Origin of the sequence: Methanosarcina sp. 1.H.A.2.2 (assembly GCF_000979975.1) — an archaeon.
In the GTDB taxonomy this organism is placed as follows: domain Archaea; phylum Halobacteriota; class Methanosarcinia; order Methanosarcinales; family Methanosarcinaceae; genus Methanosarcina.
Genome location: NZ_JJQL01000002.1, coordinates 1 through 17,958, shown reverse-complemented (window position 1 = coordinate 17,958; position 17,958 = coordinate 1). Strand labels below are relative to the sequence as shown.

At 45.0% G+C, this 17,958-nt stretch carries 18 protein-coding genes; 9 read left to right on the top strand and 9 right to left on the bottom strand.

Annotated features, from left to right (window positions below):
- The first annotated feature begins 23 nt into the window (after nt 1-23).
- The 4 genes from tgtA (at nt 24) to EO93_RS00080 (ending at nt 5,157) form a co-directional block, all read left to right on the top strand.
- Entirely contained in the window at nt 24-1,496 is a 1,473-nt protein-coding gene (gene tgtA / locus EO93_RS00095; RefSeq protein WP_048133574.1) for a tRNA guanosine(15) transglycosylase TgtA, read from the top strand.
- A 255-nt stretch (nt 1,497-1,751) separates the two neighbouring features.
- Nucleotides 1,752-2,693 (top strand): UbiA family prenyltransferase, encoded by a 942-nt coding sequence (locus EO93_RS00090; RefSeq protein WP_048133575.1) that lies wholly within the window; start codon nt 1,752-1,754, stop codon nt 2,691-2,693.
- A 17-nt stretch (nt 2,694-2,710) separates the two neighbouring features.
- Entirely contained in the window at nt 2,711-3,868 is a 1,158-nt protein-coding gene (locus tag EO93_RS00085; RefSeq protein ID WP_048160454.1) for an NAD(P)/FAD-dependent oxidoreductase, read from the top strand.
- 149 nt (nt 3,869-4,017) lie between these two features.
- Nucleotides 4,018-5,157 (top strand): radical SAM protein, encoded by a 1,140-nt coding sequence (locus EO93_RS00080; protein WP_048160453.1) that lies wholly within the window; start codon nt 4,018-4,020, stop codon nt 5,155-5,157.
- 426 nt (nt 5,158-5,583) lie between these two features.
- Here the strand turns inward: EO93_RS00080 and EO93_RS00075 are convergent, their stop codons facing one another.
- From EO93_RS00075 to EO93_RS18370, 3 genes are read right to left on the bottom strand one after another with little or no spacing between them, the layout of a single operon-like run.
- Nucleotides 5,584-6,441, bottom strand: coding sequence for a coiled-coil protein (locus EO93_RS00075; RefSeq protein WP_048133578.1), 858 nt, complete (start codon nt 6,439-6,441; stop codon nt 5,584-5,586).
- Between the two features lie 40 nt (nt 6,442-6,481).
- On the bottom strand, nt 6,482-7,189 hold the full coding sequence (gene serB, locus EO93_RS00070; protein WP_048133579.1) for a phosphoserine phosphatase SerB: 708 nt from the start codon (nt 7,187-7,189) through the stop codon (nt 6,482-6,484).
- Nucleotides 7,186-7,314 carry a hypothetical protein gene (locus EO93_RS18370; protein WP_255350183.1) on the bottom strand — a complete coding sequence of 43 codons (129 nt, stop codon included), beginning with the start codon at nt 7,312-7,314 and terminating at the stop codon, nt 7,186-7,188. Before EO93_RS18370 ends, serB begins: the two co-directional genes overlap by 4 nt.
- A 279-nt stretch (nt 7,315-7,593) precedes the next feature.
- Between EO93_RS18370 and EO93_RS00065 the strand changes: the two genes are divergently transcribed.
- Nucleotides 7,594-8,424, top strand: coding sequence for a F420-dependent methylenetetrahydromethanopterin dehydrogenase (locus tag EO93_RS00065; RefSeq protein ID WP_048133580.1), 831 nt, complete (start codon nt 7,594-7,596; stop codon nt 8,422-8,424).
- A 232-nt stretch (nt 8,425-8,656) separates the two neighbouring features.
- Here EO93_RS00065 and EO93_RS00060 read toward each other — a convergent pair whose 3' ends face one another.
- Both EO93_RS00060 and EO93_RS00055 read right to left on the bottom strand, forming a co-directional pair.
- Nucleotides 8,657-8,965, bottom strand: a complete 309-nt coding sequence (locus EO93_RS00060) for a DUF2111 domain-containing protein (protein ID WP_327037149.1) — start codon at nt 8,963-8,965, stop codon at nt 8,657-8,659.
- Nucleotides 8,966-9,160: 195 nt separating this feature from the next.
- The gene (locus EO93_RS00055) at nt 9,161-9,823 is read right to left on the bottom strand and encodes a DUF166 domain-containing protein (RefSeq protein ID WP_048133582.1); all 663 of its coding nucleotides are present in this window, start codon (nt 9,821-9,823) and stop codon (nt 9,161-9,163) included.
- Nucleotides 9,824-9,983: 160 nt separating this feature from the next.
- Between EO93_RS00055 and tmk the strand changes: the two genes are divergently transcribed.
- On the top strand, nt 9,984-10,601 hold the full coding sequence (gene tmk / locus EO93_RS00050) for a dTMP kinase (protein WP_048160450.1): 618 nt from the start codon (nt 9,984-9,986) through the stop codon (nt 10,599-10,601).
- A 209-nt stretch (nt 10,602-10,810) separates the two neighbouring features.
- On the opposite strand, the gene EO93_RS00045 is transcribed toward tmk, so the two are convergent.
- On the bottom strand, nt 10,811-11,083 hold the full coding sequence (locus EO93_RS00045; RefSeq protein WP_048133584.1) for a hypothetical protein: 273 nt from the start codon (nt 11,081-11,083) through the stop codon (nt 10,811-10,813).
- A gap of 139 nt (nt 11,084-11,222) precedes the next feature.
- A complete protein-coding gene (locus tag EO93_RS00040) occupies nt 11,223-11,960 on the bottom strand; it encodes a HisA/HisF-related TIM barrel protein (protein ID WP_048160448.1) in 738 nt (245 codons plus the stop codon).
- Nucleotides 11,961-12,074: 114 nt separating this feature from the next.
- Here EO93_RS00040 and EO93_RS00035 point away from each other — a divergent pair, with 114 nt between their 5' ends.
- Nucleotides 12,075-12,779, top strand: a complete 705-nt coding sequence (locus tag EO93_RS00035) for a (5-formylfuran-3-yl)methyl phosphate synthase (RefSeq protein WP_048133586.1) — start codon at nt 12,075-12,077, stop codon at nt 12,777-12,779.
- Between the two features lie 100 nt (nt 12,780-12,879).
- Nucleotides 12,880-13,422, top strand: coding sequence for a metal-dependent hydrolase (locus EO93_RS00030; protein WP_048160446.1), 543 nt, complete (start codon nt 12,880-12,882; stop codon nt 13,420-13,422).
- Between the two features lie 415 nt (nt 13,423-13,837).
- On the opposite strand, the gene EO93_RS00025 is transcribed toward EO93_RS00030, so the two are convergent.
- Together EO93_RS00025 and EO93_RS00020 are read right to left on the bottom strand one after the other, a co-directional pair.
- Nucleotides 13,838-15,649, bottom strand: coding sequence for a hypothetical protein (locus tag EO93_RS00025; protein WP_048160444.1), 1,812 nt, complete (start codon nt 15,647-15,649; stop codon nt 13,838-13,840).
- A 690-nt stretch (nt 15,650-16,339) separates the two neighbouring features.
- On the bottom strand, nt 16,340-17,245 hold the full coding sequence (locus EO93_RS00020) for a polysaccharide deacetylase family protein (RefSeq protein ID WP_048160443.1): 906 nt from the start codon (nt 17,243-17,245) through the stop codon (nt 16,340-16,342).
- A gap of 412 nt (nt 17,246-17,657) precedes the next feature.
- Between EO93_RS00020 and EO93_RS17105 the strand changes: the two genes are divergently transcribed.
- Nucleotides 17,658-17,819, top strand: a complete 162-nt coding sequence (locus EO93_RS17105; RefSeq protein ID WP_156161181.1) for a hypothetical protein — start codon at nt 17,658-17,660, stop codon at nt 17,817-17,819.
- The last annotated feature ends 139 nt before the right edge of the window (nt 17,820-17,958 follow it).

Genomic DNA, 17,958 nt, shown 5'->3' with positions numbered 1-17,958 from the left:
TGAGAGGCATCTATACCCCCGGCATGTCAGCGACATTTGAAATTCTCGACAAGGACGCAGGCGGCAGGATAGGTAAACTCAAGACCCCTCACGGGACTGTTGAGACACCTACTGTCATGCCTGTAGTAAATCCGAACATCCAGCTTATCTCCCCGAAAGAGATGAAAAGCTTCGGGGCAGAGATTCTGATCACCAATTCCTATATCATTTACCGGAAGGAAGAACTGCGAAGTGTCGCCCTTGAAAAAGGGCTGCACGGGCTCCTTGGCTTTGACGGGCCAATTATGACAGACTCGGGCTCTTTTCAACTTTCAGTATACGGGTCAGTGGAAGTTACAAACGAAGAGATCCTCGCTTTCCAGCAGAAAATCGGGAGCGACATCATAGTCCCACTTGATATCCCGACTCCTCCGGACGTTCACTACAGGAGGGCGGAAGAAGAACTTGTAATCACTACCGAACGCCTGGAAGCTGCCCGCAAATTCATTCAGGGCGAACAGCTCCTTGCAGGCCCGGTCCAGGGATCGACCTATCCCGAACTCAGGGAAAAGGCTGCATCCCACCTGAAAGACCTGAACTTTGATGTTTATCCCCTGGGAGCCGTTGTCCCGCTAATGGAATCCTATCGTTACGCAGAGCTTGTGGATGTAATTGCCGCAGCCAAAAAAGGTCTGTCTCCGACCTCACCAGTACACCTTTTCGGGGCAGGGCACCCTATGATGTTTGCTCTTGCAGTCGCGCTTGGCTGTGACCTTTTTGACTCGGCGGCTTATGCCCTCTATGCCAAGGACGGGCGTTATATTACTGTAAACGGGACTTATCACATAGAAAAACTGAACTACCTGCCCTGCTCCTGCCCTATCTGTTCTAAATATACTGCAGATGAGTTGAGAAAAGCCAAAAACCGGGACGAGCTCCTGGGAAGGCACAACCTCTACGCAACCTTTGCGGAAATCCGGTTGATCAAGCAGTGCATAAAGGACGGAAAACTGCTCGAGCTTGTTGAACAACGCTGCCGTGCCCACCCGAAACTTCTTGACGGGCTGAAAAAGCTCTACACCCATTCTCCCTGGCTGGAACAGTTAGACCCTGCCACCAAAGGCACCTATTTCTACTGCGGACCCGAATCCGCCTCCCGCCCAGAAGTTCTGCGCTTCGGAAAGCGGCTGGAAAGGTTCAGCCTTGAAGGTTCGGCAATTATCCGCACAACTCCAGTGAAAGGGGAAAGAAGCTATGACCAGCTCCTTATCTTCAAAGCACCTTTCGGGGCATTTCCTGCAGAAATGGAAGAGGTATACCCATTCAATGCCGAGGTCTCAAAGTTTCCGGATTACGAAGCTCTCAGCACCGCCCTTTCAAATACCCTTAAACTGATAGAGCTTAACCCGAAAGCGAAGTTTACCTTTGTCTGTGAGCGGGCGTTCGAGCATCCCCTTCTCGAAAAAATAAAAGAAAAGGCTGAACTGGTCTACAGGGATGCCTGGAAAAAAGAATAAGCATCTCATAGCCCCTTAAAGGGGCCTGGATTTTTCATGGATTCTTTAATTGTTCCAGGGGTTCTCATGCATCTCGTAAACCCCTCAGTTACCTTTTCATGGCAGGATTCTCCTGAAAAAGAGAAAAAGGAAACTTTTTTGAGATGCCAATGTTTATAGGACTAACTGTAAAAATCCCTGATAACACTAAAAACCTGACAATTCCCGAAATATAACCAACCCCCAATACAAACCAGAAAAGCACAGGTGAAAAGATTGTCCCTTACAGCAAGAATCGGGGAGCTCAGCCCCTACCTCCGATTGCTGAGACCCGAACTCTACTACATGGACCTGACCCTCCCCGCCGCAAGCGCGATCCTTGCTTCCTACCTGGCAACCGGAGGGCTGCCCTTACTTGTCCCCTTCTTGATTGCCGTGATAGGAGGCTTTGCGGCCATAACCAGTTCATATGTTTTCAATGACTGCTGCGATGTCGATATCGACACCATAAATATCCCGGACCGTCCCCTGCCTGCGTCGAGGGTCTCAAAGAACTCGGCAATGATGTACGCTCTCTTGCTTTTACTTATCGCAGGTGCCGCAGCCACGTACTTGAACCCGGAATCCCTTGCAGTCCTATTTGTCGCAGCTGCAACTATCACCATTTACTCAATCTTTGCAAAGCGCAGCACCTTCCTGAGCTTCCTGCCTGTCGGCATCTCCTACGGACTCGTACCTATCGGGGTATGGCTTGCATTTGACCCCGCAGGAATCCTGAAAGGCAGCGACGGAGTGATTTTACCCCTTCCGGCAATCTGTTTCGGGCTCATGATGTGCGTTACGGACTGGGCTTTTACTCTGGGAGGCGTTGCCAGAGATGTGGAAGGAGACCGGCTAAAAGGGGCCCCTACACTGCCCGTAACCTTCGGAATTCCCTTTACCGCCAGGTTTGTGACATTCTGGTGGATTGTCGGAGTTATTGCTTCAGTTATAATAGGCTGGTCAGCCAGACTCGGCCCGGTATTTTTTGCAGGCGCTCTTGCCTCAGGGCTCTGGATGCTTGCCCAGTGTTTTGATTTTATCAAACATCCAACTCCTGAGAGGGGCGGCGCGCTTTTCCTTAACGGCTCAAACTACAGAGCAATAATGTTCGGGTCAATGATCCTGGACGTGGTGCTCTGCATATATCTTGGATCTTATACCTCCATTATCTGGTGAAAAAAGGATAGAAAAAAATGGATGCGGACATTATTGTAATCGGGGCGTCCCCTGCAGGGCTCATGGCTGCCAGAAATGCCTGTGAAAAGGGTGCGGATGTCCTTTTGCTGGAAAAAAAGGAAGAGATAGGGAATCCGCCACACCCTGCAAACTCTTTTTTTAAGGGGATGCTTGACAGGTGCGGAGAAAAGGTAGACCCGTCTTATGTTGTGCATTACCTCAAGGGAATGAAGATTATCTCCCCGGAAGGACGCGAAGTTATAGTAGAAACACCTGGTTATTCTATCGATAAAACGAGATTTGACCGGTTTTATACTGAAAAGGTAATAAAAACCGGTGTTGATCTCAGAACAGGGATAGGAGTAAACAGTATCCGGAAGGAAGGGGGAGAATTTGCGATCAGTACTTCGGCAGGGGTGTTCAGGTCGAGACTTGTAGTAATTTCCGACGGCATCAATTCAAAAATGGCATCCCTTCTAGGTCTGAAAACAATGAAACACCCCGAGGATATTGCCTGGGGAATTGAGCTGGACGTCAGGGCTCCTGGGCTCGGGAAGCCTGAAATGTTTGAGTACTATGTAGGAAACCATGCTCCCGGCTGGAAGACCACATATGCACCCAGAGGAGGCGATAATGCTGCGATTGGGGCTTATGTGCGCAGATGTGGGAAGGATGCCACTCCTTACCTGAACGCCTGGGTGGAGCGTTTCAAAAAGCTTAAAGGGCTCGAAGAACTTGAAGTTGTAAGAAAACTTTCCGGGGGGGACCCTATTGTTACTATCCCAGGTGAGTACATAACTGATGGGATAATGGTAGCTGGAGGAGCTGCAGGCCAGTCCGGGATAGGCTATGCAATGAGGGCAGGTCAGATATGCGGAGACGTGGCGGCAGATGCTGTAAAAAAGGGAGACGTCTCAAAAAGTGCTCTTTCGGAATACCGGAAAACCTGGGAAAAGGAGTTTAAGGTCGAGCATTACCTGGGCCGTATAGGGCTTGAGACCCTCAGGAAGATGACGGACAGAGAAATCGATGAAATGGTAAGGGTGTTTGAAAAAGAAGACCTGTCCTTTATCCACGGCAGCGCCTTTGAACAGGCTATGCAGGTATTTATCTTCACGTTGAAGAAAAAACCTTCAGCTATGCTAAAATACAGAGCATTCCTGAGGGACAAGTAAACTGGAGACGAAAGGCAAGCTGGAAAAAATAGGACTGAAAAAGGGATAAGATAAAAAAGAAAGACAAAACCAGAAAAAATAGAACGGAAAATAAAGAAAGGAAAATAAAGAAAAGAAAAAACTACCAGAAAGCCAGATGCAGGGAAAATATGCAGTACGAGTTTTATAAAAATCCCCTTTTCAGGGTTTATGCCGAAATTGAAGATGGGTGCTTGAAGATGAAAACCGGAGGAGTAGCCTCCCCACTCATGAAAAAAGCCCTTGCGGCAAACATCTCGATCTTTGACGGCGAAAAGCCTGCGAATGTAGAAGCTGACCGCCTGATCTATTCTACCTGGATGCCTCCGATTCCAAGTCCGGGCTTTGACCGGCTTGTGAAGAGCCAGTTATCATCAATGTTCGGAAAAAATATGCCTGACCAGGTAACAATCTCAATTACCGAGGACTGCCCCAACAACTGCATCCACTGTGCCCTCCCCGATACAAAGAACAGGGCAAAGCTTGCACCTGAAACTGTTAAAGATGTAATTGATCAGGTGCTCGAAATGGGCACAACCTTTGTGATTTTTGATGGGGGAGAACCCCTGACCTACCCTGGTCTGGAAGCCCTGATAAGCTACGTTGCCCCTGAAAAAGCTATTACCGGGATGTTCACCTCAGGAGTCGGACTAACAGAAGAACGCGCACGGAGCCTTAAAGCTGCAGGGCTGTATTCCCTTACAGTTAGTTTTGACAGCGCATATGAGGAAAAGCATGATTATGTAAGGGGCAGGAAAGGAGTTTTCAAAAGCGCGGTTGAAGCAGTCAAAAACGGACTTGCGGCTGGGCTGCTTGTAAACATATATGTGGTGCTTTCAAGGGACAATGTCAATGAGCTTGATGAACTCTATACCCTTGCAACAGATCTTGGAATCCATGAACTCTCTTTCTATGAGATAGTGCCAACAGGCAGGTGGATGGACCATGCTTCCGAGATCATGACCCCAAAAGACCTCAGGAAATTTGACAATTTTGTGTCCCAGACCAGGGAAAAGGAAGGACCCAGAGTTTTTCCAATTCCACAGGTTATGAAGACCACAGGCTGTATGGCAGGCAGAAAATGGCTGCACATCACGCCTGAAGGAAATATTCACCCCTGTGCCTGTATCCCCATTCCCTATGGAAATGTCCACAGGGATAAAATAAAGGATGTCTGGAAAAAAATAAGGGACGATCCGGCATATAACGCAAAATGCTGCCTTATGAGAAACCCCGAGTTCAGGGAAAAATACCTGAAGCTTCTAGAGTGAGCTTCAGGTTTTTTAAAGCAATTTTCAGATTTTTGAAGCAGGCAGACCTTAAAAGTCATAATCGTTCTTTTTTTCCGTATGCTCTGTGAGGTGAGCTTGCCTGCACAACAGACAAAAGCGAAAGCACTAGCCGTGCGAAAGTACACTGCACGAAAGTACACTAACAGAACATCAACCGTACCAGGAAGCGACGAAAAGTAAAAGTTTATAGAAAAGCCGTATATTCCGGGATAAAAACAACTGAGACAGCATAAGCAGGAGATATAAACAGGCAGAAAACAGTCAACATTAAACAAGCAGCACATTACTGCTCTGGGAACAGAAAAATAAGCTGAGAACAGAAAAATGAGTGCAGGTAAAGGTTTGGGACCTTTACTTGCAACGGAAATTAAAAATTTAGCGAGCAAATATATTCGATGTGATTGATTAGACTAAACCAGACCGCTGAAGAGTCATCAGGTCTTCGGTAGTGAGTTTAGCTCCGCCCTTGAACTTATCGAAAATGGATTTGGCATCCTTCTGAAGTTCGGACTTGACGACACGGGACTTTCCGTCCTTGTCTTTCTTCTTGAGCTTGAAGACTTCTTTGTCGAGATCCCTGATTTCCTTCTGGGCATTGATGAAAATCTTGTGCTGTTCGTCAGCTGCTTCCTGGGCTTTTACAAAATCCCGGTGTGCAATGTCTGACTCTGCCCTGGTTCTGTCAGCTTCCTTGAAGGCATTAATCATCTTCTCGTGGTATTCCTGGGCCTGCCTGGCGTATTCTGCAAGCTCGTTGTGGAACTCCGAAGCTTCGTCCCTGATTTGCTGGGCTTCATCCAGGATATCTTTCAGTTCGAGGTTGCCCTCAAGCTGGACTTTTTTCTCGTGGTATTGTTTCTGAAGCTCTGCAATCTTGCTAACGAGTTCTCTTTCCTTGCTTGTGCTGAGAACTTCGGTCTGCTGGGTGAATTCAAGGCGATCGATGTCTTTCCTTAAGGCTTTGATTGAGGGCCCGCCAAGGTTGTTCTGTTTCCTGATGGAATCTGCCTTTGCGAACAGATCATTTGCTTTGGCGTTGGTGTCATCGCGCTTGTTCTTGTATTCACTGACCTTCTCGTTGATCTCGTCCCTGAGAACTTTTAGTTCCTGGGCTTCGTTGATAAGGTCTTTTGTCTTCTTGTTCAGGTCGTTGCGCTTTGCGGCAAGCGCGCTGGCCTCAGCGTTTAAAGTATTCCTTTTTTCCTTGGATTCTTCAGAAATGTCCTTCAAATCTGATCTTTTTTTCTGCAATTCCTTTAGCATCTCTTATTGTGCCTCCCGATCCAGCAAAAGAGCTGGCATTTTAGTAGTGTTCGATGTCGACATGCTGTGCCTGATTACAAAATTGATAAGAAAGAGAGTCAAGAACAGGGATCACGGCTCTCAGGTCTTTTATTGTTATGACCACGTCCGCATATTCCCTAAGTATGGGCTTTGGATTGAAAGCTATGGCAAACCCAGCTACCTCAAAAATGCAAGCATCGTTTGCGCCGTCCCCGACAACCACACACTGCTCAGGCCTGACATTGTAAAACCGAGCCAATTCCTCGAACACTTTTGCTTTGGAATCGCTTTGTGTGACAGGACCGACAACTTCGCCCGTGAGGCAGCCGTCTTCCATAAGCAGTTCGTTAGAGACGACGAAATCAATACCAAGCACTTTACCTACCATCTCGGCAGCTATGGTAAATCCACCGGAAATCATCGCAGTCTTATAACCCCGATTTTTAGCATACAGGACAAGTTCGGCTGCTCCCGGCATAAGATTAATCTGATTTACAGCATCAAGGGCAGTTTCAAGGGGAAGTCCCTTAAGAAGTCTGACCCTTTCTGCAAGCGCTTGCTCGAAATCGAGGTCTCCATACATCGCTCTCTTCGTAATCTCCTCTACTTTGCTTACAACACCTGCGGCCCTGGCGAGCTCATCGATGGTCTCAGCGTCTATAAGGGTACTATCCATATCAAAAACAATAAGTTTGTTTTCAGTAGAATTATGTATAGGACAGTTCACTCAATCAAAACCTGGACCTGAATAGCTATATATATAGCGGGACAATTCCCGAAAAAGGGCATGCCGCACGAAATACCGTTTTCAGGGTACCCCCGCAGCTTGATAGAATATATGTGCCCTGACATTAAAAGCCCACCAACGGATAAAGTTCTTCAAATTATAATGCGGGTTTCGCGAAAACAAAACCACAAAACAACAGCATTGATGTCAACGTTTTTGAGTGAAATAAATCACATCCCTTTTAAGCTTTTCGGAGGAGCAACAAAAGGTACCGAATAATGATTATAAATAGGACAGATATATATAAAATAAGATGGATACGAAAGGGAGATTGCCAAAAGGATTATAAACCCTTTAGGAATTCCACTATTGAAGAAAAAGGTCAACACAGGATTTTGAGAAAAATGGTCAACATAGGCTTTATAAAAATGGGCAACCTGGGAATGAGCCAGGTTATCAATCTGATCCAGGATGAAATTGCAGCGCGAGAAGGAATTACTGTAAGGGTATGTGGTACTGGTGCCAAAATGGGCCCAGCCGATGCCGCGGACACTGAAAGCTTCAAGCAGTGGAATGCTGACTTCGTGGTAATTATCAGTCCGAATGCAGCAGCTCCAGGCCCTACCGCAGCCCGTGAACTCTGGAAAGATGTACCCTGTATCGTAGTTTCAGACGGTCCTACAAAAAAGGAAGCCCGTGAGGCTTTTGAGCAGGACGGTTTCGGATACATTATCCTTCCGGTAGACCCCCTTATCGGAGCAAAGAGGGAGTTCCTCGACCCCGTTGAGATGGCATCCTTCAATTCCGATGCTATGAAAGTCCTTTCCGTCTGTGGTGTTGTAAGACTTATCCAGGAAGAGCTCGACAGGGTAACCGAGCAGGTTGCTTCCGGAAAGTCAGGAAAGGAGCTTGAACTCCCGCATATCTTCGCAAAACCTGAGAAATGTGTAGAACACGCAGGATTTGCAAACCCATACGCAAAAGCAAAGGCTCTTGCCGCCCTTCACATGGCTGAGAAAGTTGCACAGGTTAACTTCCCTGCTTGCTTTATGTTAAAGGAAATCGACCAGGTCTGCCTCACAGCCGCAGCCGGGCACGAGATAATGGGAGCTGCAGCGCAACTCGCAACCCAGGCAAGGGAAATCGAAAAATCCAACGACACAGTCTTCAGACAGCCCCACGCAAAGAGTGGTGCCCTGTTGAAGAAGGTCAAATTATACGAAAAACCACAGTAAATACCGGAAAACTTTTCCCGGTTTTAAAACTCAGACCCTGTATTTCATTCAGGACTGGAGGAATTGGAAAAATGTCCCTCTCAAACCTTGAAAAAGAGGTGGGGGACAAAATCCTCCAATAAAAATCAATTCGCTTTAAAAAAACAACTCGTTTTAAAAAGCAATTCGTTTTAAAAAGCAATTTGTTATTTCCTTTTCTTTATTAGAATGCTGCTTGTAACCTGCTTTGGCTTCATTTTTTTGCATCCTCGACTTCTTCCAGCACGGAAGTATATTCCTGAAAGACAGATGGAAGATCAATTGTAGCCAGAAGGTCCACAATCCCGAGAGCCGCGACAACCTTACCGTCCTTTGAACGGATGGGAACAACTACCACATGTTTTCCACGGTACATGCCTTCTGCGGGAACTTCATGGGCAATTTTGTTAGTCTTTAACACCTCTTCGAGCACAGGTCCTGTATAGTCCCTGTCAAGGATTTTTCCCTTTTCCAGGCGAAGCCCTTTTCGTTTGAGGCTTCTAATAGTGGTAGGGAGTCCCATTAGTGAATGAACTGCGACTGCTATTGGCTCAAGGTCTTCAGGCCCTGAATCTTCTGAGATAGATAGGGAAATAATGTTTTCACCCCCAAAGGTATTTGGAAACCGGTACAGGCAAAAAACAGGAATTTCAGAAATTAAAAATTGGATCCCATTTTTTGGCCATATTTAGAATATATTTTTCCAAAGAATATATAATCACTCCTCATTCTCAAGCGCTTTTATGAGCGCCTGCTTGTGCAGTTCTGCAGACTCGTGAATACCTCCCATTTCGCCCCTGACCGCCCGGCAGGGATATTGCTGGACCAGCAGCCCGGCTTTCGGGGGGGCATCTTTTACTGGCACTCCAATAATTTCCTTTGCCATATGCCAGGTACTTCCGCAGGGGGCACCTTTTATGACCTCAACTTTAGCTATTTTTCCGTTCTCGGTCTTGACTTTCAAAACTGGAGACCCGAAAATATCAGCAAACGGACGATTGAAGGAGGTGGGTTCGAGGGTGCAGCAAATTTCATCCACCTCGATGTCCATTCCGGAAGCTTCTGAAATTTTTTTAAGTTCAGGAACCGATGCTCTGGAAGGCCCTCCAGGGATAATCAAAGAGCGCACCCCGGCTTCTGCGGCAAGTTTTGCAATTGCCGAGGTAAGGTCAGGATGCAGGGAATAAGTAACTACAATCTCGGCAGAAAAGACACGCAGGTCGAAATTCAGTCTTTCCAGAAACTCATCAGGTTCCTCAATGAATATGGGCACGAACTCGGGCAGGTCGGCAGTTACAACTGAAAAATCACTGTGTTCCTTTACAATTTCAATAAGGCGGTGTCCGTACTTGCCCCGTGTGATAACTCCTATTACAGTCATTAATTTAAGTTATTTTTAATGTTTGCATAAATAGATACTCATTTTATCTGGAACTGCTGACCTGACCTATCAGCTATGTGTGACTCTCTATAGAGTATAAATACAGATAGTGCGTTTGAATGAAAACCTGTAAAGAAAGAAAATTAAAAAGGCGGTCCTTATGAGAGGTAAACTGATCACACTTGAGGGTATTGATGGCTCAGGCAAAAGTACGGTTGCAAAAAAACTTCAGAAAAACCATGAAATTCGTGCTTTTGAGCCGGTCTTTACCAGAGAGCCGACAAGAGATACCCTTACTGGAAATGCTGTTGAAAAAGCAATCCAGTCGGATACCGACCAGCTTGCCGAACTATTCCTTTTTACAGCTGACCATGCTGAACATCTGGCAAAGCTTGTAAAACCTGCACTTGAGAACGGGAAAACCGTGATTTCGGACCGTTATTCCGACAGCCGCTATGCTTACCAGGGAATAACTCTTAAAAACCGTATCGAGAACCCGCTTGAATGGGTAAGGAGCCTACACAAAGGCTGGACCATTGTTCCGGACCTTACTTTTCTTTTTGATATTGAACCTGAAATCGCAGTTGAGCGCTGCGGGAAGCGGGGAGAACAAACCAAATTCGAAAAGATAGAATTTTTACATGGAGTCAGAGAGAATTTCCTCAGGCTTGCCTCAGAAGAGCCGGAGCGGTTTATAGTAGTTGATGCGTCCTGCTCTCCAGAAAATGTGGAAAAAACAGTTGTCCAAAAAATTCTCGAGTTTGTTCAAAGGGATTGAATTGGATATTGCCCGGGCATGAAGATTAAATCTTAAATTAAAATCAAAGAGTAAGGCAGGAGATTAACCCGAAGATTGATCCCGGCGAGTAAATTCGAAAATTAAACCTCGGATATAAATATAAAAATCAAAGTTGCGCTGGCGCACCCCGCAGCAGGCTAGCGGGGTATTCGACTGAAATAAAAAAAGAAAAGAAAATGAAAGCCCGGTTAGAGCTTGTTGTCATCCGCAAATTTGATCAGGGCTTCCGCCAGCATCCGGACGTGTGAAGGGTTGAGATTGAAGCGGGACTTTTTCACGCCTCCACGTTCTTTTGCGAGCTCTACATATTCCTTTTCAAAACGGTCGCTGTGCGCCAGAGAGATGGTCATGTACCAGCCGCCCCCCATCTTGATCTCCGTGTACCCGTCTCCACTGTTTTCTCCTGCGCGCTCCTCTACTGGCTCTTCAATGCTCTCTTCAGTTACCTTTCTTGTTGCCATGCTGTAACCTCGTAAACTCTTTGTTTTGATGATGAAATCTGATGATCTGGATATAAATCTGCTAATTGGTTTATAAAGATACTCAATGCCTTATATACCAGAGGCATAAGGCAGGACATAAATCCTTCCCGAGAATTCATTAATTGCCTTTCTTAATTATTTCAAGTCCCAGGTCCATCACTTCCGGAGGGACCGAACCTGAGTGGATTGCAGTTGCTACCAGAGCGCCCCTTACGCCGATCCTCTCCAGAGCAAAAAGGTCGTCCATGCCCTTGACCCCGCCTGCAAGCAGCACACTGTGCTCAGAGGCTTCAGCCAGTTTGCGAAGGAATTCAGAATCAAAGCCAGAAGCCGTCCCAACTCTGTCGAGATCGAGGAAGAGAAGGTCTTTTAAGGGGATTCCGTTAAGCAGCTTTACGATTTCGAAGGGATCTTGAGGGATCTCAGGGTCCTGTTTAAGAAGCTTCCCGTGTTTTATATCAATGCTGACACTTATTTTTCCGGGGTATCGTAAAGCTGCTTCTTTGATCACTGCAAGTGTGCCTGTCTCTGTGCCTATGACTGCAGTTTGGGCGATGGAAAGCGCTTTGTCCACATCTTCAAGAGAAGCGATTCCAAAATCAAGCATTGTCTCTGCTCTAAAACTTACTTCCCGGATAATGCTGGCATTAGTCTCGAGGGGACCTTTCCCCTGCAGTACATTAAGATCGGCAATGTAGACTTCGCGAGGGTGCACAGATTCGAGTATATCAACAGGGTCCGAACTGCTGCATATAACACTTGAATCCGAAACCGGGCGGTAATTTTCCCTTACTCCGCCCTTTGCAAGAACAACGTTACGGTTAAATATATCCATCACAAAAATTACTCGGAACATACTTATCACATAGCTGCATCATCCTATAAAAAAATATAAAATAAGATCGATTGTATATAAATAAACAATATATATCATTAGAGATTTAACTTCATTCTTAATTAGAGGCTTTTTATGAAACTGCTTGTAAGTCCAATAAATAAAGAGGAAGCAATCATCGCTTCCAGAGGCGGCGCAGACATTGTAGATGTCAAAAACCCGAAAGAAGGTTCTCTTGGAGCCAATTTCCCCTGGGTGATCAGGGATATTAAAGAGGTTGTAAACGGTAGGCAGCCGATAAGCGCAACAATAGGAGATTTCAACTACAAACCCGGAACTGCTGCCCTTGCTGCCCTGGGAGCAGCAGCATCTGGAGCGGATTATATTAAAGTAGGCCTTTACGATATCCAGACCGAAGCACAGGCCCTTGAACTGCTCACAAAGATTACAAGAGCCGTAAAAGACTATGACCCATCAAAAAAGGTTGTTGCCTCAGGATATTCGGACTATAAACGTATTAATTCGATTTCTCCTATTTTACTCCCCGCTGTTGCCGCAGAGGCCGGAGTAGATGTGGTTATGGTAGATACAGGCATCAAGGACGGGAAATCTACCTTCGAATTCATGGATGAAAAAGAGCTGACAGAGTTTACTGACCTTGCTCATGAACACGGGCTTGAAAATGCAATTGCCGGTTCCCTGAAATTCGAAGACCTTCCGGTACTCGAAAGGATAGGGCCCGACATAATTGGCGTCCGGGGTATGGTCTGCGGCGGAGACCGGAGGACTGCGATCAGGCAGGAACTTGTAGAAAAGCTTGTATCTGAGTGCCAGATCTGAAAAGTTTCGTACATCAGTAAAACGTCGGAACCCTTTGCTGGCCTGCCTTTCAGGCCGGCCGGCCAAAACATAATTATACGCAATCAACTTTTTTAATCTGATGTTTATTCTCGGGCATATAGGCATTACTCTGGGGATCTTCTATTCCCTGAACCGTTTATTTTCGAAAAAGAATATTCCGGTAGACTTTAAATGGATCGCTTTTGGGGCTCTCCTTCCGGACTTTATCGACAAACCCCTTGGCAGGATAATTCTTACTGAGACTATAGGAAGCGGAAGAATCTTTGCCCATACCCTTCTCTTCGGAGTCCTGCTGGGGCTGGTTGCAGGTTACACCTTCTACCGAAAGGGCTGGATGATACCCCTTATTGTTGCAGGCGCTTCATTCTGTCACCTGCTTGAGGACCAGATATGGAATTCACCTGAAGTCCTTTTCTGGCCACTTCTGGGATGGGAGTTTCCAAAAGATACGCTTTCCGGAGGTTTTATTGAGTACTTCATGAGAATCCTGAGTAATTCATACAATCCGGCGTATTCAGGCGCATTTATCCCGGAAATAATAGGATTGAGCATTATTCTCCTTTTTGCGGGCAGTTATATCAGGACAAAAATAGAAGAAAAAAATACAGCCCTCAAACAATGAAAGAGAAAGCAAAAGAGCAGGACTAATAAAAAATGTAGTATCTGATTAATCGGCTTATAGATTCCAGAATCAGAGGCTGAAATATTTTTTATCTCTTCTGCGCCTTACAGAGCTAAAGCCGTCTCACCAGCCACGTAAGAAAAAATCACAGGGTCTTTCTGCGATTTCTAATTTTTATCGATCCTCTATCACTTTTATTTTGGACTTATCTCTTCTTTGTGGTCTGAAAGCCCGCTCTCCCGCATCGAACGTGACAGAATCCATAAATTAGACCTCTTGAACAAAGCTCACTTTTAAAACCCAAAAATTAGTCCTCTTGAGCGCAGCGAAAAGGACCGCGTACTCCCGAGGCGCAATTCGGGTGGCGCAACTAGGGTGGCGCAACTAGGGTGGCGCTACTAGGGAAAAAGCAGACTCAAGGAGTATGCTTGTAGATTTTTATGTTAAGAGAGTCGTAAATCTTGTACAGAGGCTTATTGTCCTGAGTCTCGGAACTGTTTCCTGCTGAAGAATATCCCAGATTATCAGATCCTGATTTTTCCAGGTTCAGAGCCTCTGAGAAAGTTGTTACTACGAGGTAGAAAGGTCCAAATGTAGTGGAATTATTCAAAGACTTTACATCCGCGGGACGGTTTGCAGGGGCTGACCCGGATATTATAGAAACCTCGGGAAATGCATCATATTGTCCCGGACTGTCGGTAGAATTTCCTGAAAAGGTATAACCCACTTTATCTCCAGAAGACATAACATACGGGTCTGCTGCTTTTGATCCTACTAACCACTGCATTCCTTCCACCTCATTTTGTGTGATAGCTTCCGAGATTCCTCCGGCATATGGGGAACTGAAACAGCTGAAAAACCCTAAAGTCCAGAGAAGACCCAGAACCAGGATTGTAGCGCCAAGGCCGGTTGTATACCCCTTCCTGAGAAGAACAATATAGAGAGAGTAACCCAGAAGCGGGATCTGGGCAAAGATGATGAAACTTAAGTTTGCAAATCTATCTGGCGGGTAAGGGATGAAGGGGTTTAAGAGAAAGCCAAGCTCAAGGAAGAATGCAATTATATACAGGAATAAAAAGCGGGGGTATCTGCGAACAAAGTGGTGACAAAAGCGTTTGCGATTCTGCCATACGATTACTGTATTGATTACAACAAAAATTAACGGGATATAGTACTTGCCGTAATAAAGGTTGAAAAGGTGTATGAACTCGAAAATCCCGGGGTCCATGCTTGGAATTGTAGCAAAACCCGCAGCTGCAAGGGAATTGATACGCCAGGCAAGAGCCGGGAGAAAAATATCAAAAAACCCTGAAGCGTACTTTGCGCAGAGCAAGAAGCCGCCCGAAGTAAATGACAGAAGGATAAATAGAGGAACTATTCTTCCGGAAGAACTTGAAAGGGGATCTCGAGCAAGGCTTTTAAGACTGAGGATTTTTTTAAGGAGCCCTGACTGCATGACTTTACCTGCAAAAGCAAGCAGCAGAGAGAAACATACCAGGTACATGAAGATAAAAGGATGAGCTAACGGGAGCAAAGGTATCATAAAGAGCAAACAAACAACTCCCGCTGTTCTGTTTTTGTTGGAGATTGCATTCCAAAGCAAAAGAAGATAGAGAGGAACAAGACAGAAAGTAAGGTAGTAGGGGACCGTTGATACCTGGAAATGCCCGAAGTATGGAATGACCGAGCAGAGAAAAGTTACAGATACCAGCTTTTCCCGGCTCATAAAGCCCCGGTAGAACAGAAACATACCGGCAATAAATATAATAGAAAATAAAACCGGTAAAAAATATGATAGTGCCCGTGCATTCATTCCTGAGGTCAGAGCCAGAGCTGAGACCAGTAGAGGACCTGTAGGGGAGAGATCTGAAAAGGCAGAAAGACCTGAGGAACCGAAAATCCCTGTATTTCCTGCCAGAATCAGGTATGAAAATTCATCTCCCCTGCCTACTGAAGCGTAACCAAGCATATACGGGATTATCAATACGATAATATGAACAAGTAGTAGTGTGAAAACTGCACTAATCTTTCTATATGCAAGAAGCAGAAAGCAGGCAGAAAGGTAACATAAGAGCAGGATCAGGTAAAAATGGAAAGGAAGCTGTTCATAGATATTAACTGCATATCCTTCAGGCTGAATTTCCCTGAGAACAAAGAGGTTATAAACAAGTAGTAACAGAGAAACCGCTGGAATCAGATTTAAGATTTTATTGTTGAGTTTAGACAATATGTCCCCCGTCCTTCCGGAAAGTTACAGAGTCCAGTTTCCGCACCTTTATATAAGAACTTTCCTGAAACAGCGCCTCTACTCCCATAGAGTCTGCTTTCACAGGCAGCTCGCGGCAGGTAAACTTCCATGCTCAAAATTTCCTTCTATATAAAGATTTCTTTTACTTTGTTCTCTTATTTATGTTTCGTATACCCAATCGCTCAACAAATAATTAATTGTTGTGCCCGATTCGCAGGTTGATATACTGCCCCTCAAGAGAATTGATGTTTCTCATAAGTAAAAATCCTCAAGAATTAAAGACTTTCGGGCTTTTATAAGAAGAAGCGTAAAAACTCCAGGACTTTACAGGCTGTCCTACAATTACTACCAATAATAACCGAATTTATTCTTTATCGATTTAAAGGATTTATACCTTATTTTTTACATGTTTTTGCTCTGAAATAGAATTGTCGGACAGCCTCCTTAGCCTGGGGGACATAAGTGGCGGACTGCAAATCCAAAAAGCCAGAGTCCGAAAATTAGATTTTAAGGGACAGGAATTCGGTTTCCTTACGAATCCTGACACCTTTATACTTTCTGGCTATGTACCTTTGTATGATGAAATATTCAGGATTTAGATATATTCAGAGAGAAAAAAACGGCAAACCCTGCCTGGCCGTTCTGCTTTGAGCAGAAAGAAGTTCCCTTTCAAACACATGATACTCCGGAATAATCCCTCAAGCACATTACATCAACTTCGCTCAGTTTACTCAGGATATGCCGGACCCTCTGTTCAACAAGCTTCCCTTTTATGCACCAGTAAAAGGGCCTCTTATTCCCAAGAGAGGGAAATCTGGTACAGGAGATATCCAGTGGATGGAAATAGAAAATGGTGTGCCCTCTTTTAAGACTCTGCATAAGCCCGTCCAGAATGAATGATGAACCCAGGAATCGAAGCATAGGGCCGCCTGATGCAGGGAACTTTAATCCATGTTGACAATAAGCCCATGGAAACTCAATAAAGTTCCGGTCACTGCCTGCTTCAAGTTCGCTCTCCTCCGGATAATAGGGGAAGGATGAAACTGTATTAAGGGCTGAATCAGTTTTGTTGTAAAAGGAATTTACTGAAACAGATGAATCATACTTAAATCCCAGTTTTTCGAGGGAATCGACCATCCACCCACTTACCAGGGCGTTTGGTGCCCTGTAGCCTACCAACTTTTCGCCACTGATTTTTTCGAGCATTTTCTTTGCAACCAGGGTCCTTTGCTCAAACTCCTCCACACTCATTAACTGTTTTTTTGTATCAGGGTCGATTTTACAGGCATGATTCAGCCCGTGGCAGGCTAGCTCATGCCCCCTATCTACAATTGACTCTACCAATCCAGGGTAGTGTTCAATGGTATCTGCAACTACAAAAAAAGTAGCATTTATGTTGAACTCATCAAGAATATCCAGCACCCTTTTTGTGGGCTCACTCAAGAAATCATATCTGCCGTTCCACGTCTTGAAAAATTCATCTACATTCCTGTAAACCGAAAACGGAGAACTGCAGACAGAAGGAATATGATACCAATCTTCAAGATCTACTGTAACCGAAAGACTACCGTTCATGAAATCCCCTCCTCACTAAGAGCTGTATTTGCATATATCGTGAAACTGGACTGGAAGTTTCACTAAGAATGGGAATTAGCAACTATGCATTCCCCAATGGCTTAGAAAGCCTCCCCACCTAAACGAACACCTTAAGAGTATAAAAGATTTTGTGAGATATCAGAAGAAAGAAAGGAGCCATGAGGCACTAAATTGAAAAAAACATACTGTAACAGCGAAAACAAATTAAAGAAATTACACCAAGCGGATAAGAATTAATAGTACATGTTGCGTTTACATAGTCATACTGGGCACTTGTTGAGATGTTAGGGTGTTAAGTAAAGTAAGATAATTCATCAATTCAATTATTTGCCTCGAAAAAAGAAGTACGGATTTCCAAGAAATAAAATAGATTGAAGTCTTTTTTCGGGAGGTGTTTTTTAGAGAGATTTTCCATAGGCAGAGCTATGATAAAATTATATTAAGTACTGGATATAAAGAGGCTGGCGGCAAGAAAGCTGGTTTTATGGAAAAAGTATTCGGAAGAAAATTTTCTGCTCCCGGTCTGAGAGCAGGAATAGGAATAATTCCATGAAGCTGAGACTTATTTAAACTAATTCTGTAAAGTGAAAATTAGGTGAACTACCACTCAGCTAAAGACTGAGTGGCTTCTTGGTTCATTCCTCCCTCTATTGAGGGCAAGTCCCCAAGCTCTTCCCCGCGTTCCGCAGGTG

Coding starts and splice junctions, on each gene's coding strand:
- EO93_RS00020 (WP_048160443.1), bottom strand. CDS start 17,245: ATGAACGGTAGTCTTTCGGTTACAGTAGATCTTGAAGATTGGTATCAT.
- EO93_RS00035 (WP_048133586.1), top strand. CDS start 12,075: ATGAAACTGCTTGTAAGTCCAATAAATAAAGAGGAAGCAATCATCGCT.
- EO93_RS00055 (WP_048133582.1), bottom strand. CDS start 9,823: ATGACTGTAATAGGAGTTATCACACGGGGCAAGTACGGACACCGCCTT.
- EO93_RS00040 (WP_048160448.1), bottom strand. CDS start 11,960: ATGTTCCGAGTAATTTTTGTGATGGATATATTTAACCGTAACGTTGTT.
- EO93_RS00085 (WP_048160454.1), top strand. CDS start 2,711: ATGGATGCGGACATTATTGTAATCGGGGCGTCCCCTGCAGGGCTCATG.
- EO93_RS18370 (WP_255350183.1), bottom strand. CDS start 7,314: ATGTCAGGGCACATATATTCTATCAAGCTGCGGGGGTACCCTGAAAAC.
- EO93_RS00075 (WP_048133578.1), bottom strand. CDS start 6,441: ATGCTAAAGGAATTGCAGAAAAAAAGATCAGATTTGAAGGACATTTCT.
- tmk (WP_048160450.1), top strand. CDS start 9,984: ATGAGAGGTAAACTGATCACACTTGAGGGTATTGATGGCTCAGGCAAA.
- EO93_RS00060 (WP_327037149.1), bottom strand. CDS start 8,965: ATGGGACTCCCTACCACTATTAGAAGCCTCAAACGAAAAGGGCTTCGC.
- EO93_RS00030 (WP_048160446.1), top strand. CDS start 12,880: ATGTTTATTCTCGGGCATATAGGCATTACTCTGGGGATCTTCTATTCC.
- tgtA (WP_048133574.1), top strand. CDS start 24: ATGTCAGCGACATTTGAAATTCTCGACAAGGACGCAGGCGGCAGGATA.
- EO93_RS00065 (WP_048133580.1), top strand. CDS start 7,594: ATGGTCAACATAGGCTTTATAAAAATGGGCAACCTGGGAATGAGCCAG.
- EO93_RS00045 (WP_048133584.1), bottom strand. CDS start 11,083: ATGGCAACAAGAAAGGTAACTGAAGAGAGCATTGAAGAGCCAGTAGAG.
- EO93_RS00080 (WP_048160453.1), top strand. CDS start 4,018: ATGCAGTACGAGTTTTATAAAAATCCCCTTTTCAGGGTTTATGCCGAA.